Source organism: Streptomyces fuscichromogenes (genome assembly GCF_014645815.1).
GTDB lineage: Bacteria > Actinomycetota > Actinomycetes > Streptomycetales > Streptomycetaceae > Streptomyces > Streptomyces fuscichromogenes.
This window is the reverse complement of record NZ_BMML01000004.1, coordinates 392822-408235: the sequence shown is the minus strand read 5'-3', so window position 1 is coordinate 408235 and position 15414 is coordinate 392822. Positions and strand designations below refer to the sequence as shown.

General features: G+C 70.7%; 12 protein-coding genes. 8 read left to right on the top strand and 4 right to left on the bottom strand.

Annotation, left to right across the window (positions count from 1 at the left end):
• Positions 1–205 precede the first annotated feature (205 nt).
• Both IEZ11_RS11230 and IEZ11_RS11225 read left to right on the top strand, forming a co-directional pair.
• Positions 206–865: a helix-turn-helix transcriptional regulator gene (locus IEZ11_RS11230; protein ID WP_093498522.1), complete on the top strand. Its 660-nt coding sequence runs from the start codon at positions 206–208 to the stop codon at positions 863–865.
• A gap of 309 nt (positions 866–1174) precedes the next feature.
• Positions 1175–2455, top strand: coding sequence for a ribonuclease D (locus tag IEZ11_RS11225; protein WP_189262518.1), 1281 nt, complete (start codon positions 1175–1177; stop codon positions 2453–2455).
• A 75-nt stretch (positions 2456–2530) separates the two neighbouring features.
• Here the strand turns inward: IEZ11_RS11225 and IEZ11_RS11220 are convergent, their stop codons facing one another.
• On the bottom strand, positions 2531–3289 hold the full coding sequence (locus tag IEZ11_RS11220) for a TetR family transcriptional regulator (RefSeq protein ID WP_189262517.1): 759 nt from the start codon (positions 3287–3289) through the stop codon (positions 2531–2533).
• Between the two features lie 736 nt (positions 3290–4025).
• Here IEZ11_RS11220 and IEZ11_RS11215 point away from each other — a divergent pair.
• Both IEZ11_RS11215 and IEZ11_RS11210 read left to right on the top strand, forming a co-directional pair.
• Positions 4026–5018 carry a hypothetical protein gene (locus tag IEZ11_RS11215; RefSeq protein ID WP_189262667.1) on the top strand — a complete coding sequence of 331 codons (993 nt, stop codon included), beginning with the start codon at positions 4026–4028 and terminating at the stop codon, positions 5016–5018.
• Positions 5019–5068: 50 nt separating this feature from the next.
• Positions 5069–5266, top strand: a complete 198-nt coding sequence (locus tag IEZ11_RS11210; protein ID WP_189262516.1) for a hypothetical protein — start codon at positions 5069–5071, stop codon at positions 5264–5266.
• Here IEZ11_RS11210 and IEZ11_RS11205 read toward each other — a convergent pair.
• From IEZ11_RS11205 to IEZ11_RS11195, 3 genes are read right to left on the bottom strand one after another with little or no spacing between them, the layout of a single operon-like run.
• Positions 5233–6063 carry a carbohydrate ABC transporter permease gene (locus IEZ11_RS11205; protein ID WP_189262515.1) on the bottom strand — a complete coding sequence of 277 codons (831 nt, stop codon included), beginning with the start codon at positions 6061–6063 and terminating at the stop codon, positions 5233–5235. The genes IEZ11_RS11210 and IEZ11_RS11205 overlap by 34 nt on opposite strands.
• Positions 6060–6926 (bottom strand): carbohydrate ABC transporter permease, encoded by an 867-nt coding sequence (locus tag IEZ11_RS11200; RefSeq protein ID WP_189262514.1) that lies wholly within the window; start codon positions 6924–6926, stop codon positions 6060–6062. The genes IEZ11_RS11205 and IEZ11_RS11200 overlap by 4 nt, the downstream gene beginning before the upstream one ends.
• Positions 6923–8239: an ABC transporter substrate-binding protein gene (locus IEZ11_RS11195; protein ID WP_189262513.1), complete on the bottom strand. Its 1317-nt coding sequence runs from the start codon at positions 8237–8239 to the stop codon at positions 6923–6925. The genes IEZ11_RS11200 and IEZ11_RS11195 overlap by 4 nt, the downstream gene beginning before the upstream one ends.
• A 155-nt stretch (positions 8240–8394) precedes the next feature.
• On the opposite strand from IEZ11_RS11195, the gene IEZ11_RS11190 reads away from it, so the two are divergent.
• The 4 genes from IEZ11_RS11190 (at position 8395) to IEZ11_RS11175 (ending at position 15352) form a co-directional block, all read left to right on the top strand.
• On the top strand, positions 8395–10764 hold the full coding sequence (locus tag IEZ11_RS11190; RefSeq protein ID WP_189262512.1) for a glycoside hydrolase family 2 protein: 2370 nt from the start codon (positions 8395–8397) through the stop codon (positions 10762–10764).
• On the top strand, positions 10761–11771 hold the full coding sequence (locus tag IEZ11_RS11185) for a LacI family DNA-binding transcriptional regulator (RefSeq protein WP_189262511.1): 1011 nt from the start codon (positions 10761–10763) through the stop codon (positions 11769–11771). The genes IEZ11_RS11190 and IEZ11_RS11185 overlap by 4 nt, the downstream gene beginning before the upstream one ends.
• Positions 11772–12008: 237 nt before the next feature.
• Positions 12009–13226, top strand: a complete 1218-nt coding sequence (locus IEZ11_RS11180; RefSeq protein ID WP_189262510.1) for a thiolase family protein — start codon at positions 12009–12011, stop codon at positions 13224–13226.
• Positions 13223–15352: a 3-hydroxyacyl-CoA dehydrogenase NAD-binding domain-containing protein gene (locus IEZ11_RS11175; RefSeq protein WP_189262509.1), complete on the top strand. Its 2130-nt coding sequence runs from the start codon at positions 13223–13225 to the stop codon at positions 15350–15352. Before IEZ11_RS11180 ends, IEZ11_RS11175 begins: the two co-directional genes overlap by 4 nt.
• The last annotated feature ends 62 nt before the right edge of the window (positions 15353–15414 follow it).

Genomic DNA, 15414 nt, shown 5'->3' with positions numbered 1-15414 from the left:
GTCCCGTACCGCAACGGCCCGAACCGATTCGATCTTCGGATGATCGATCGCGTGTCCGAATTGCACGTATTGTTACTCACCAGATCGTGATCATTCTCTAAAGGCGGACGGGTTTGGTGCCGAAGACGACTGTGACCTTGAAAGCACGGTTCGTCCCGGCTTCATCCCCACAAGCCGGCCCCCGTCCCCCACCCCAGGAGGCCTGGTGTCCGTTCTCCTAGAGCAGCCCGCAAGCCTGGTCGCCTACCGCCCGAACAAGCCCACCGCCATGGTGGTCGTGGCCGACCCCCGCGTCCGCTCCACCGTCACCCGCCACCTGTGGGCGCTCGGCGTGCGCGACGTCATCGAGGCCTCGTCCATCGCGGAGGCTCGTCCCCGCATCGGCAACCCCCGCGACATCTGCGTCGCCGACGTCCACCTCCCCGACGGCTCAGGCCTGACCCTCCTGTCCGAGACCCGCGCGGCGGGCTGGCCCAACGGCCTGGCCCTGTCCGCCGCCGACGACATCGGCGCCGTGCGCAACGCCCTGGCCGGCGGCGTCAAGGGCTACGTCGTCACCGGCACCCGCACCAACATCGGGCTCCCCACCCGACCCGGTGCCGCCCCCATGGGCTCCGCCGCCCGCATGCACCGCCGCCCCCCGGGTGCCCCGAGCCACCCGGGCGGCTACCGCGAGCTCTCCGGCCGTGAGGTCGAGGTGCTCCGACTGGTCGCGGAGGGCCAGTCGAACAAGGCGATCGGCGTCTCCATGGGACTCTCCGCCCTCACCGTCAAGAGCCACCTCGCCCGCATCGCCCGCAAGCTCGGCACCGGCGACCGCGCCGGAATGGTCGCCGTGGCCCTGCGCACCGGCATCATCCACTGACCCCACCGACCCACCACCCGCCACCCCCCCACAGCCATCCCCATCCCCACCGCCATCCCCCCGCCCCCGCCACCACCACCACCACCGATGGCCGATCGCCGACGGTCGAGCCCTGATCGTCGGTCACCGATCGGTCGTACGTTCACCCCCGTGACCGGACCGGGCGCTGGTCCGGCGTCATGTCGTAACCCGTTGTCCCCCGTTCGTGGACCTGATCTTTCACCGACCTGACTGGTTTACGACCCTCCAGCGCCCGTCGACGGAACGTTCCGTCGACGGGCGCCGTCCACACACAGATACCCTTGACATGTGACCGACGCCCAAGACACCGCAGCAGACAGTTCACTGCGCACCACCGGGGGCACCCCTCCGGACGACGCCGGATCTTCTGTGACGGAGGCGCCGATCCCTTTGCTGGAGCCCCGTGAGGGCATTCCGCCGGTGGTCGTGGACGAGGCCGCGCTGGCCCGCGTGATCGCCGCCTTCGCCGCCGGCTCCGGCCCCGTCGCCGTCGACGCCGAGCGGGCCTCCGGCTACCGCTACGGCCAGCGCGCCTACCTCGTCCAGCTGCGCCGCGAGGGCGCCGGCACCGCGCTGATCGACCCGGTCGCCTGCCCCGACCTCTCCGGCCTCGACGAGGCGCTCTCCGGCGTCGAGTGGGTGCTGCACGCGGCCACCCAGGACCTGCCCTGTCTGCGCGAGATAGGCATGACGCCCAGCAGCCTCTTCGACACCGAGCTGGCCGGGCGGCTCGCCGGGTTCCCCCGGGTCGGACTGGGCGCCATGGTCGAGAGCGTGCTCGGTTTCGTGCTGGAGAAGGGCCACTCCGCCGTCGACTGGTCGACCCGGCCGCTGCCCGAGCCCTGGCTGCGGTACGCGGCGCTCGACGTCGAGCTGCTCGTCGACCTGCGGGACGCCCTGGAGAAGGAGCTGGACCGGCAGGGGAAGCTGGAGTGGGCGCGGCAGGAGTTCGACGCGATCGCGGCCGCGCCGCCGGCCGAGCCGCGCAAGGACCCCTGGCGCCGGACGTCGGGGATGCACAAGGTGCGCCGGCGCCGGCAGCTCGGGGTGGTGCGGGAGCTGTGGGAGACCCGGGACCGGATCGCGCAGAAGCGGGACGTGTCACCGGGCAAGGTGCTCAGCGACGCGGCGATCGTGGAGGCGGCGCTGGCGCTGCCGCCCAACGCGCACGCCCTCGCGGGTCTGAACGGCTACGGCCACCGGATGGGCCGGCGGCAGCTGGAGCAGTGGCAGGCGGCGGTGGACCGCGCCAAGGCGCTGCCGGACACCGCGCTGCCGCAGCCGGGGCAGCCGGTGACGGGGCCGCCACCGCCCCGGGCGTGGGCCGACAAGGATCCCGTCGCGGCGGCTCGTCTGTCGGCGGCCCGGGCCGCGGTGTCGGCACTGGCGGAGCGGCTCACCATGCCGCAGGAGAACCTGATCGCGCCGGACACCGTGCGCAGGCTCTGCTGGGAGCCGCCGACGGTGATCGACACGGAGACCGTGGGGGCCGCGCTGGCGGGGTACGGGGCACGGCCCTGGCAGGTGGAGCAGGTGGCCCCGGTCCTGGTGACGGCGCTGTCCGCCTAGGCGGACGGTGCGGCCGGCGCCCCACGCACAGCCCCGCGCACGGCCCCGCGCACAGCCCCGAGCCCAGCCCCGCGCTCACTCCGGGTCCGCGTCGACCGGTTCACCTGGTTCATCCGGTTCGTCCTGCGCCGGTTCCGGCTCGACCGGACCGGTCGGGTCGAGCCGGTCGGCCGGGTCCTCCAGGAACGCGGTGTAGAGATTCCTGCCCCGGTCGACGGAGAAGTCGATCTCGGGGAGCAGGTCCGGGACCGCGATCGCGGTCACCAGATTGCGGTACATGCGCGAGACCCGCGCTTCGACATTCCTCATGTCCCGGTCGACGGTGTTCGAGACGAGCACCACTCCGGCCCAGTTCCCGGCGATCTGGTAGGCCTGCTGCTCCACATCGACGAAGGGTTTCAGTTCCCCGCGTCGCCGTGCCTCGGCGAGCTGCCCCGCATTGAAATCGATCCAGTCCGGCCACGGGGTTCCATAGGTCTCCGGCGCATTACTGTGGAACGACATTTTCAAAGCGGCCTGAAGAGCGTTCTCATGGGAGACCCGGTAGGCCAGCACCATGCCGATATCGACGACCTCCTGGAGCATGACCGGCTGTTCCCGCAGCCCGTCCATGGTCAGCGCGTCGTGCATGATGGCCGTCGCCACTTCGATCTTTCCGCCCGGGAAATGCCGGTAGAAGGCTCCCTTACTGGTCCGTGCGGCGATGATGAGATCGCCGACCGACGTCCCCTCATAGCTGTCCATCACGAAAAGAGCACCGGCGGTGTCAAGAATTCGCTGCCGCGTGTCGATGGCACGCTGTTGCTGGCGTCGCGGTCTGTGCGGGGTGCTCATTCGGTCTCGCCTTCGGGGATCCGCGTACGCATTTCGAAACGCCTCTTCATTCTCAATCCAAGGAATATCGGGCCCGATACTACCGCGCAGATCGGACCGCGCCAGGGGCTCGACCGACCGTTCGTGACGGCACGCGACACCGCCGGCCCGTCGCGACGGGCACCGCCTGCGACCGATGCTTGCTTGACGTCACCGGGTCCGAGTTCCAGACTGGGCGCCGACAGAACAGACCGAGTGGTCCCTTCTGGCATGGACGCCCTACCGACAACACGGGCATATCTCGCTTTTACGGCGAGACGCCCTGGTTGCCACGAGCGCCCGGCCGGCCGCCAGGACAGGTTCACCGTCTCCGAAGTACGGGGATGAACTCCATGGTTGAGGAACCCACGAGCTGTCCTGCCGAAGCAACAGGGGGAGCAGTACAGAAGAGACCACTTGGTCCGAACAAGGCTCGGCGGCACAGGGGGGCAGAAGCAGCACGCGGTTCTACATTCGACTCATCCACGGGGGCGCGTCGAGCGGACGTGACGGCACACGCCTGCTCGAGGAAGGTCTCGGCCAGGACCCTCAGGACAGCGACCCTGCCCTGACGGACGAGGCGCGGCAGTGCCCTTTCAGACAGTTTCACCGGCCGGGTGGCCGACCGATCCGTGACTCCGCCCGAGCCCGCACCCGCCCGCACCCGCTGACGCCCACCGGCAGCCAGCCGCTCGCACCCACCCGGGAGCCCGCCGACATGACCACCGTTCCCTCCACCTCCACCTCCGCCGCCGCGGCCGTACTACGGGCCGATTCCGCCACCGGGGCCGCGGCGGTGGTCGCGCCGTACGACGGCGGGGGCCCGTATCCGCGGGCCTTCGCGCGGCACGGCTGGCGGACCGTGGCCGTCCTCCCGGAACGCCGGCTGCGCCCGCCGGTGTACCGGAACGCGACGCTGCCCGTCGGGTTCGGCGAGGCGGTCGTGCACCGGGGGCTGCGGCAGACGGTCAAGTCCCTGCGGGCGCTGGGGGTGTCGGCCGTCGTCGCGGGCGGCGCCGAGGGCATCGAGCTGGCCGAGCGGATCGCCTGGCAGCTCGGTCTGCCCGGAGCCGATCCGGCGTCCTCGCCGCTGAGGTACGACCGCGGTGCCCAGGCGGCCCGGCTGGCCCGGGTGGGGCTCCCGGCGCTGCGGGGCATCCGCACCGCGCGTCTGTCCGATGCCGTGGCCTGGGCACGGTCGTGTCCCGCGGCCGGCTACCTGCTCGCCCCGGCGGCCACCGGAATCCCGGTCGACGCGGTGGAGTGCGCGGACGAACACCGGATCGGCGCGGCCTGGCCGGCCCTGTGGCACGCGACCGCCCGGCACTCGGGCAGTCCGCACCTGGTGCTGACCGAGCTGCCCGGCCGCCGCCGGTACACGGTCGACACCGTCACCCGCCCGGGTCCTGACGGGCGGCCCGAGCACGTCGTCACCGGGCTGCGGGCGGACATACCGGCCGGTCCGGTCGCGTCGGCACCGGACCTCACGCGCTACACGACCCAGGTGCTCGACGCGCTCGGCGTGGTGTGCGGCCCGGCCACCGTCCGGCTCGGGTACGCCGACGACGGGCCTCGGCTGATCTGCGCGCTCGCGACGCCCGTCATGGCATCGGCCGACCCGGCACCCCGGACCGCGACCGGCCACCACCGGACCGCAGGCCTGCCGGTCTCCCGGACCACGCCCGGCGGCCCCTTCTTCCCGTGCCGCTGACGACCCGCCGACCGCCCGCACCCGCACCCCGCCACCCGAGAGGAGCCCCCGTGCTCACATCCCCCGCACCCCGGCCCCGCCCCGCCCGCACCCGGCATCCGCTGACCGGGAACGCCCGCATCCTGGAGTTCGGCACCACCCGGACCGGCCCGCATCCGAGCGGCCCGCGGACGCGCGCCGCCACCCGCGAGGAGCACCCGGCGCCTGGAGAGCGTCACCTCGTGGCCCCGCGCATGAAGCCGTTGTAGATGAAGCGCTGCAGGCAGAGGAAGACGATCAGGGTCGGGAGGATGACCAGGATCGCTCCTGCCGAGATGACCTCCCAGTGCGCTCCGTAGGGGCCGCGGAAGCGGAACAGCGAGGTCGAGATCACGCCGAGGTTCTGGGACGGCATGTAGAGGAACGGGATGTAGAAGTCGTTGTAGACGGCGATCCCCTTCACGATCACCACCGTCGCGATCGCCGGTTTCAGCAGCGGCAGGATGATCCTGAAATAGATGGTGAAGGCGTTCGCGCCGTCCAGCCGGGCCGACTCGTCCAGGGAGACCGGGATCGAGCGGACGAACTGGAGGAAGATGTAGATCGAGACGATGTCGGTGCCCAGGTAGAGGGCGATCGGCGCCCAGCGGGTGTCGAAGAGACCGAAGCTGTTGACGATCTGGAAGGTGGCCACCTGGGTGGTCACCCCGGGGACCAGCGCGGCCAGCAGGAAGAGCGCGACCACGAGCCTTCTGAGGCGGAAGGTGAACCGGTCGATCGCATAGGCCGTCATCGAGCCGATCAGCACCGTGCCGCCGATCGAGAAGACCACGATGAAGAGCGTGTTGCCGAACGCCCGGAGCATGCCGCCGTCCCGGAACGCGGTCACGTAGTTGTGGAGGTTCAGCAGGTCGCGGGGCGGCGTCAGCGCGCCGCTGCCGTCCGCCATCTCGCCCGCCGACTTCAGGGACGTCAGCAGGACCACGGTCAGCGGGAGCAGCACCACGAGCACGGCCGCCCCGAGGGAGAGATAGACCAGCGCGCGGACCACCCGTCGGCGTGTCATACGAGGTCCACCCTCTCGTCGGGCACCAGGCGCCGTTGCAGCCAGGTCACCGCCAGCACGATCAGCAGCAGGACGACCGCGGCCGCCGAGGCGAGCCCCGTCTTGTTGTACTGGAAGGCCAGCTTCACGGTCTGGGTCACGAAGGTCTCCGTGCCGGTCGCGCCGCCGGTCATGATGTACGGCACCTCGAAGACCGACAGCGAGCCGGAGACCGAGAGGATCACGGTGAGGGTGACGACCGGCCGGATGCCGGGCGCGATGATGTGCCGGAACTGCTGCCAGCGGCCCGCGCCGTCCAGTTCGGCCGCCTCGTACAGCTCCCCCGGGACGGACTGGATCGCGCCCAGGAAGAGCACGAAGTTCAGGCCCAGGTAGCGCCAGACCGAGACGCCGGCCAGGGAGACGTTCGCCGACACCGGGGTGCCCAGCCAGGCGTGGTCGGTGTGCACGCCGAACAGCGCGAGGACGGAGTCGAGCGTGCCGCCGTCCTGGAAGAAGTAGAGGAAGACGAAGCCGATCGCCACCCCGTTGATCAGGGACGGGAAGAACAGCACTCCCTTGAAGAAGTTCCGGAACCGGATGTCGAAGCTCAGCACGGTCGCGAAGTAGAGGGCGAGGACGATCTGGACCGCCGAGGCCGCCAGGTAGTACGCGCTGACCAGGAAGACCTCGAAGAGGTCGGGCCGGGTGAAGATCTCCGCGTAGTTGTGGGCGCCGGTGTAGTGGAGTTCGGGGCTGACGCCGTCCCAGTCGGTGAAGCTGTACGCCAGCATGTTCACGATCGGCGCGTAGGTGAAGGTGACCAGGAGGGTGAGCGGGGCGAGCAGGAAGAGCCAGGGGGTGAGGCGCCGCGCATGCGTCATGAGGTCCCAGCCGTCTTCTCCGCCGCGGTCCACTTGCCGCCGAGGTCGTCGAGGAAGCCGTCCAGGGTGCCGCTACGGGCGCCCCGGGCGAGGTCGACGAGCTTCTGGCGGTAGTCGGGGGCGTTGATGCCGACCTCGGAGGCGGAGTCGATGAGCTTGACGCGGGCGCCGGCCGTGTCGTCCAGCTCGATCAGCTTCACCCCCGCGTCCTCGTACGGCTGGAGGACGGCCGGCAGGGAGGCGCCCTTCAGCGGGGAGATGGCCAGGTTGTCCCGGTCGTAGCCGGACTTGTCGGTGAACCAGTCGATCCAGGCGCGGGCCGCCGCCTTGTGCGCGGAGTGGATGTTGACGGCCTGGTTGTAGTCGGGGCCGACGACCGCGCAGAACTTTCCGTCGGTCTGCGCCGGGAAGGGCATGAAGCCGATGTCGTCGGGGTCGACGCCGGCCTTCTTCGCGGCGTCCTGGAACTGCACGACCGCCCAGGTGCCGAGCCACTGGGTGGCGATCTTCCCCTTGGCCAACTGTGCTTTGGAGGCTTCCCAGTTGGTGGTGGTCGGGTCGTTCTCGGCGAGGCCGTCGTGGACGATGTCGTACAACATCGTGTCCCCCACCCGCAGATCGGCGCCCGCGGCCCACGGGTCGCCCTCGGCCAGCTTCGTGGTCGCCTGCGGATCGCAGTGCACCGAGCCGTTGACGAACGTCCACGACGTCAGGGGCCACTGGGCCGCGTAGTTGGTGTAGTACGGGGTCGCGGCCGTCCTCGTCCTGATCGCCCTGAGGTCGGCGATGAACTCGGCCGGGGTGGTGGGCCATCGGGTCACCCCGGCCTGCTTCCAGACCCGCTTGTTGTAGACGAAGCCCGGCATCACACCGATCGGGCTCTGCCCGTAGACCTTGCCGCCGACCGTGGTGAAGCCGGTGAAGCGGTACTTCTTCGAGAGCTCGGTCCCGGTGCCGAGGGAGGCGAAGAACTTCGGGTAGTCGCTCTTCTTGATGACCCCGGGGATCATCAGGACGTCGCCGTAGTTCTCCGTGTTCATCCGGATCTTGACTTCGGTCTCGTAGTTGGTGAGTGCCTGGAACTCGACCTTCACCTTCGGATAGACCTTGTTGAAGGCGGCCGCGTACCTCTTCATCGTGCCGTCCTGCACCAGGTCGGTCCGCTGGGTGAGGACCGTGATGGTCCCGGTCACCTTCGAGGGGTCGTCCGGCGCCTTGGCGTCCGCGGCCTTGGTCGAGCCGCCGGTACCGGTACAGCCTGCGAGGAGCAGCGCGGTTCCGGCGGCCAGGGCGGCGAGCGTACGGCGGTTCATGTGCATCAGCTCCGTTCTGGGGACGGACGAGCACGTGCGACGGTTGGCTGATTCGGCACTCTGACAGCGCTTTCCTCAACCGGTAAAGTCCCAATCCCGCCAAGGATGCGGCCAGTACGCCCAGTCGCTGGAGTAGACCGGTTTAGGGAGTGCGCATGCTGGAGGTCACGGCGTTCGGCGAGGGATGGACCCTGGAGCACGAGGGCGGTCGGCTGCCCGCCGTCGTACCGGGCTGCGTGCACACCGACCTGCTCGCCGCCGGGGTGATCCCGGACCCCTTCCTCGGGCGGAACGAGACCGGGACGGCCTGGGTCGGCCGACGGGAGTGGACGTACACGGCCGAACTCGGCGCCGCCTCCGGGCACGAGCGGACCGATCTCGTCTTCGAGGGACTCGACACCGCCGCGGAGATCACCCTGGACGGTCAACTCCTCGGCCGGACACGGAACATGCACCGCTCGTACCGCTTCGACGTGACCGGGCTGCGCGGCCGCCTCGCGGTGCGGTTCGCCTCCGCGTACACCGAGGCGGCCGCGGTGCGCGACCGGCTGGGCGAGCGGCCCGCGGCCTACGCCGAGCCGTACCAGTACATCCGGAAGATGGCCTGTTCCTTCGGCTGGGACTGGGGACCCACGCTGGTGACGGCCGGGATCTGGCGGCCGGTGCGGCTCGAACACTGGTCGACGGCCCGGCTCGGCCGGGTCCGTCCGGTGGTGACGGTCGATCAGGCCCTGGGAGTCGTCGAGTTGCACGTCGACGTGGAGCGCACCCGCAGCGAGGCGGACCTGCACGTCGAGGTGCGGGTGGGCGGCCGGGTCGCACGGGCCACGGTCGAGGGGACGAGCGGGACGGTACGGCTGGAGGTGCCGGACGTACGGCTGTGGTGGCCGCGCGGCTACGGCGGACAGCCGCTCTACGACGTGGAGTTGACCCTGCTGCACGGGGACGAGGTGCTCGACTCCTGGCGTCGGCGGATCGGCTTCCGGACCGTGCAGCTGGACCGGCGGCCCGACCGGCACGGCACCGGCTTCACCCTCGTGGTGAACGGCGAGCGGCTGTTCGCGCGAGGCGTCAACTGGATCCCGGACGACGTGTTCCCGTCCCGGGTGACCGGGGACCGGTACCGGCGGCGGCTCGGGCGGGCCGCCGACGCCGGGGTGGATCTCGTACGGGTCTGGGGCGGGGGCGTCTACGAGAGCGAGGACTTCTACGACGCCTGCGACGAGCTGGGACTGCTGGTCTGGCAGGACTTCCCGTTCGCGTGCGCGGCCTATCCGGAGGAGCAGCCGCTGCGCGGCGAGGTGGAGGCGGAGGCCCGGGAGAACGTCGTACGGCTGATGCCGCATCCCTCGCTGGTGCTGTGGAACGGCAACAACGAGAACCTGTGGGGGTTCCGGGACTGGGGCTGGGAGGAGCGGCTGGCCGGTGAGTCCTGGGGCGAGGGGTACTACCTGGGGCTGCTGCCCCGGGTGGTGGCGGAGCTGGATCCCACGCGGCCGTACACGGCGGGCAGTCCGTGGTCCGGCTCCTGGGAGCGGCACCCGAACGATCCGGCGCACGGCACCCACCACTCCTGGGAGGTGTGGAACCGGGCGGACTACGCCGAGTACCGCTCCGAAGTGCCGCGTTTCGTCGCGGAGTTCGGCTGGCAGGCGCCGCCCGCGTACGCCACCCTGCGGCGGGCGCTGCCGGGCGAGGAACTCGCCGCGGACTCCCCCGGGATGCTGCACCACCAGAAGGCGGACGACGGGAACGGGAAGCTGCGGCGCGGCCTGGAGCACCATTTCGCCTTCCCTGAAGGGGACTTCGACCGCTGGCACTACCTCACACAGGTCAACCAGGCGCGGGCGGTGGCCGCCGGGATCGAGTACTGGCGCGCGCACTGGCCGGTGTGCGCGGGCACGGTCGTCTGGCAGCTCAACGACTGCTGGCCGGTGACCTCCTGGGCGGCGATCGACGGGGACGGAAGGGAGAAACCGCTCTGGCACGAGCTGCGCCGGCTGTACGCGGACCGGCTGCTGACCCTCCAGGTGCGCGAGCAGGGGCTGGTGCTGGCCGCCGTCAACCAGGGGGCCCGGGCGTGGCGGGGCGATCTGACGCTGCGCCGGATGACCGTCGACGGGGTGCTGGTCGAGGATGCGGGGGTGGCGCTGGAGGCCGGGGCGCGGGCGGTCACGGTCGTCGGCGTACCGGCCGAACTGCGGCCGGACGGACCGAAGGAGTTCCTGGTCGCCGACGGCGGCGGTCTGCGCGCCCTGTACTTCCCGGCCCCGGACCGCGAGATCCGCTATCCGGAGCCGGAGTTCGAGGTGACCGTGGCGCCGGGCGCGGTCACGGTGACGGCCCGCACCCTGGTCCGGGACCTGCTTCTCCAGGCCGACCGGCTGGACCCGGCCGCACGGGCCGACCGGGGGCTGGTCACCCTGCTTCCCGGGGAACGGGTCACCATCGGGGTGACCGGCTGGAAGACTCCCGGCGTGGCCGCCGCCCGGGCCGCCCTGTACTGCGTGGAGCCCTCCCGATGACAGCACCCCGCGTCACCATCAAGGACGTCGCCGCGCGCGCCGGCGTGTCCAAGGGGGCCGTGTCGCTCGCCTTCAACCACAAGCCGGGGCTCGCGGAGGCCACCCGGGACCGGATCTTCGCGGCGGCACGCGAACTGGGGTGGGCGCCGGACACCACGGCGCGCTCGCTGGCCGGGGCGCGGGTGGACGTGGTCGGTCTCGCGATCTGCCGCCCCGCCCAGATGCTCGGCCTCGAACCCTTCTACATGGAGTTCATCTCGGGGGTGGAGGGCGTGCTGACCGAGCACTCCTGCTCGCTGCTGCTGCGGCTGGTGCGGAGCGCGGAGGAGGAGGCCGGGCTGCTGGAGTCGTGGTGGCGGGGGAGGCACATCGGCGGGGCGATCCTCGTCGACTTCCGGGCGGACGACCCCCGGGTTGCGGTGGCCCGGCGGCTGGGGCTGCCGGTGGTGGCGGTGGGGCATCCCTCGCTGACGGGCGGGCTGACGTCCGTGTGGACGGAGGACGGGGACGCCGTCACGGAGGCCGTGCGGTACCTGGCGGCGCTGGGGCACCGGCGGGTCGCGCGGGTCGGCGGGGCCGCCGCGCTCGGCCACACCGCGATGCGGGGCACCGCGTTCGCCGCGGCCGCGCAGGCGCTGGAGCTGGCCGGGGCGTCGCAGGTGACGACCGACTACTCGGGGGAGGCGGGGGCGCGGGCGACGCGGTCGCTGCTGTCCGCGGCGGCGGACGACCGGCCGACGGCGATCATGTACGACAACGACATCATGGCGGTGGCGGGGCTTTCGGTGGCCGCCGAGATGGGGTTGCGGGTGCCGGAGGACGTGTCGTTGCTGGCGTGGGACGACTCGCAGTTGTGCCGGCTGACTCATCCGACGTTGTCGGCGATGAGTCACGATGTGCACGGGTTCGGGGCGGATGTGGCTCGGACGTTGTTCGGGGAGGTGGGGTCACATCCGGTGGCTACTCCGGTACTGACGCCGAGAGGGTCCACTGCGCCGCCTCGGTAGAGCACCGTAGGGGTCTGCGGGTCCGATGTGGCTGGTCGCGCCCACGCGGCGGAGCCGCACATCGATTACGCCCCGCGCCCCTGGCGGGGCGCTCACATCGACGGCGTTTCGAGTGTGACCTTCGCCGCTCCCGGCGTCGGGACTGGGCAGTCACGTTACTCATAAGTAGCATGGGCCCTGAGCGCGTGCTCAGCGCATCGCAGCAGTGCCATCCCGCACCCTGGAGGAGAGCCAATCGTGCCTCGTACCGTCAGGGATGTCGTCTTCGTCGACGGCGTCCGTACCCCGTTCGGCAAGGCGGGCCCGAAGGGCATCTACCACGAGACCCGCGCCGACGACCTCGTCGTGAAGGCGATCCGGGAGCTGCTGCGCCGCAACCCCGGGCTGGACACCAAGAAGATCGACGAGGTCGCCGTCGCCGCGACCACGCAGATCGGTGACCAGGGTCTGACCATCGGCCGTACCGCGGGCATCCTCGCGGGCCTGCCGACCTCCGTGCCCGGCTACTCCATCGACCGCATGTGCGCCGGCGCCCTGACCGCCGTCACCACGGTCGCCGGTTCCGTCGCCTTCGGCGCGTACGACGTCGCCATCGCCGGCGGTGTCGAGCACATGGGCCGGCACCCGATGGGCGAGGGCGTGGACCCGAACCCGCGGTTCGTCAGCGAGAAGCTGGTCGACGAGTCCGCGCTGTTCATGGGGATGACCGCGGAGAACCTGCACGACCGGTACCCGACGATCACCAAGCTGCGTGCGGACGAGTACGCGGTGCGCTCGCAGGAGAAGGCCGCCAAGGCGTACGCCAACGGCAAGATCCAGGCCGACCTGGTGCCGATCTCGGTGCGCCGGACCAACCCGGAGGGCGGCGAGACCGGTTGGGGTCTCGTCACCGCCGACGAGCCGATGCGCCCGGGGACCACCCTGGAGAACCTGTCGGGCCTGAAGACGCCGTTCCGGGTGCACGGGCGGGTCACCGCCGGCAACGCGGCCGGCCTGAACGACGGCGCGACCGCCTCGATCATCGCCTCCGAGGACTTCGCCCGCGAGAACAACCTGCCGGTCAAGATGCGGCTCGTGTCCTACGCCTTCGCGGGTGTCGAGCCCGAGGTCATGGGCTACGGCCCGATCCCGGCCACGGAGAAGGCCCTGGCGCAGGCGGGTCTGTCGATCTCCGACATCGGTCTGTTCGAGGTCAACGAGGCCTTCGCCGTGCAGGTGCTGGCCTTCCTGGAGCACTACGGCATCGCGGACGACGACGCGCGCGTCAACCAGTACGGCGGCGCCATCGCCTTCGGCCACCCGCTGGCCTCCTCGGGTGTGCGTCTGATGACGCAGCTGGCCCGTCAGTTCGAGGACCAGCCGGACGTCCGCTACGGCCTGACCACCATGTGCGTCGGCTTCGGCATGGGCGCGACGGTCATCTGGGAGAACCCGCACTTCGAGGGGGACAAGTGAGCACCACCGCCGAACTTCTGAAGCAGGCCTCGGACCTGTTCCCCGACGAGGTCGTGACGTCCGCGCACGTACGCCACTTCGACCTGCCGTCCGGGGCCGGCCGCTTCGCGCTGATCACCCTGGACAACGGCCTGGACCACACCAAGCCGACCACCTTCGGCCCGGCCTCGCTGGCGAACCTCAACACCGCGATCGACCAGGTGGAGAAGGAGGCCGCCGAGGGCGCGATCGTCGGTGTCGGCATCACCGGCAAGCCGTTCATCTTCGCGGTCGGCGCCGACCTCAAGGGCGTCGAGCTCCTCAAGGAGCACGAGCACGCGCTGGCCATCGGCAAGGGCGGCCACGAGGTCTTCAAGCGGCTGTCGGGCCTCGCCGTGCCGACCTTCGCCTACTACAACGGTGCCGCCATGGGCGGTGGCGTCGAGGTCGGTCTGCACTGCGCGTACCGGACCGTGTCGAAGGCCATCCCGGCGTTCTCCCTCCCCGAGGTGTTCCTGGGCCTGGTCCCGGGCTGGGGCGGCTGTGCGCTGCTGCCGAACCTGATCGGCGCCGACAAGGCCGTCTCGGTCATCATCGAGAACAGCCTCAACCAGAACAAGCAGCTCAAGGGTCAGCAGGTCTTCGACCTCGGCATCGCCGACGCCCTCTTCGAGGGTGCCGACTTCCTGGAGCAGTCGCTGATCTGGACCGCCCAGGTACTGAAGGGCGACATCGAGGTCGAGCGCCCGGTGATCGACCGCGGCGAGGCCTGGGACCAGGCCGTCGCGCGCGGCCGGTTCATCGCCGACTCCAAGGTGCACGGCGCCGCCCCGGCCGCCTACCGCGCCCTGGACATCATCGCCGCCGCCAAGAGCGGTGACCTCCAGCAGGGCTACGACGCCGAGGACCTGGCCCTTGCGGACCTGATCATGGGCGGTGAACTGCGCGCCGGCATCTACGCGTTCAACCTGGTGCAGAAGCGCGGCAAGCGCCCCGCCGGTGCCCCGGACAAGAACCTGGCGCGTCCGGTCACCAAGGTCGGTGTCGTCGGCGCCGGTCTGATGGCCTCCCAGCTCGCGCTGCTCTTCCTGCGCCGCCTGGAGGTGCCGGTCGTGCTGACCGACATCGACCAGGAGCGGGTCGACAAGGGTGTGGGCTACGTCCACGCCGAGATCGAGAAGCTGCTCGGCAAGGGCCGGATCAACCAGGACAAGGCCAACCGCCTGAAGGCCCTGGTCACCGGTGTGCTGGACAAGGCCGAGGGCTTCTCCGACGCGGACTTCATCATCGAGGCCGTGTTCGAGGAGATCGGCGTCAAGCAGACGGTCTTCGCCGAGGTCGAGGCGGTCGCCCCGGCGCACGCGATCCTCGCCACCAACACCTCCTCCCTCTCGGTGACGGAGATGGCGTCGAAGCTCAAGAACCCCGAGCGGGTCGTGGGCTTCCACTTCTTCAACCCGGTCGCGATCCTCCCGCTCCTTGAGATCGTGCGCGGCGAGCAGACCGACGACGCCTCCCTGGCCACCGCGTTCGCCGTCGCCAAGAAGCTGAAGAAGACCGCGGTGCTGGTGAAGGACGCCCCGGCGTTCGTCGTGAACCGTATCCTGACCCGCTTCATGGGCGAGATCCAGAACGTCATCGACGAGGGCACCCCGGTCGAGGTCGCGGAGAAGGCGGTGGAGCCCCTGGGCCTGCCGATGTCTCCCCTCGTCCTCCTGGAGCTGGTCGGTCCCGCCATCGGCCTGCACGTCTCGGAGACCCTCAACCGGGCCTTCCCGGACCGCTTCACGGTCTCCCCGAACCTCGCGGCCGTCGTCAAGGCGGGCAAGCGCGGCTTCTACGTGTACGACAGCGGAAAGCCGGAGCTGGACCCCGAGGTCGCCGCGCTGCTCAAGCAGGGTGACGTGGTCCTCTCCGAGGAGCAGGTCCGGGACCGCGTCCTGGACGCCGTCGCCCAGGAGATCGGGCTCATGCTCGACGAGGGTGTCGTCGCCGAGGCGCAGGACATCGACCTCTGCCTGATCACGGGCGCCGGCTGGCCCTTCCACCTGGGCGGCATCACGCCGTACCTGGACCGCGAGGGCGTCTCGGAGCGCGTGAACGGCAAGAAGTTCCTGGCCCCGGGCGTGGCGAGCGTCCCGGCGTAACCGCTCCCCCGCACGGACCCGATGCCCGGCCCACCGACTGGTGCGCCGGGCATCGGCGTACC

What these genes read in the sequence shown, in the direction of transcription:
- IEZ11_RS11220 (WP_189262517.1), bottom strand. Translation starts at nt 3,289, where the DNA reads ATGAGCACCCCGCACAGACCGCGACGCCAGCAACAGCGTGCCATCGAC.
- IEZ11_RS11215 (WP_189262667.1), top strand. Translation starts at nt 4,026, where the DNA reads ATGACCACCGTTCCCTCCACCTCCACCTCCGCCGCCGCGGCCGTACTA.
- IEZ11_RS11205 (WP_189262515.1), bottom strand. Translation starts at nt 6,063, where the DNA reads ATGACACGCCGACGGGTGGTCCGCGCGCTGGTCTATCTCTCCCTCGGG.
- IEZ11_RS11200 (WP_189262514.1), bottom strand. Translation starts at nt 6,926, where the DNA reads ATGACGCATGCGCGGCGCCTCACCCCCTGGCTCTTCCTGCTCGCCCCG.
- IEZ11_RS11195 (WP_189262513.1), bottom strand. Translation starts at nt 8,239, where the DNA reads ATGAACCGCCGTACGCTCGCCGCCCTGGCCGCCGGAACCGCGCTGCTC.
- IEZ11_RS11190 (WP_189262512.1), top strand. Translation starts at nt 8,395, where the DNA reads ATGCTGGAGGTCACGGCGTTCGGCGAGGGATGGACCCTGGAGCACGAG.
- IEZ11_RS11185 (WP_189262511.1), top strand. Translation starts at nt 10,761, where the DNA reads ATGACAGCACCCCGCGTCACCATCAAGGACGTCGCCGCGCGCGCCGGC.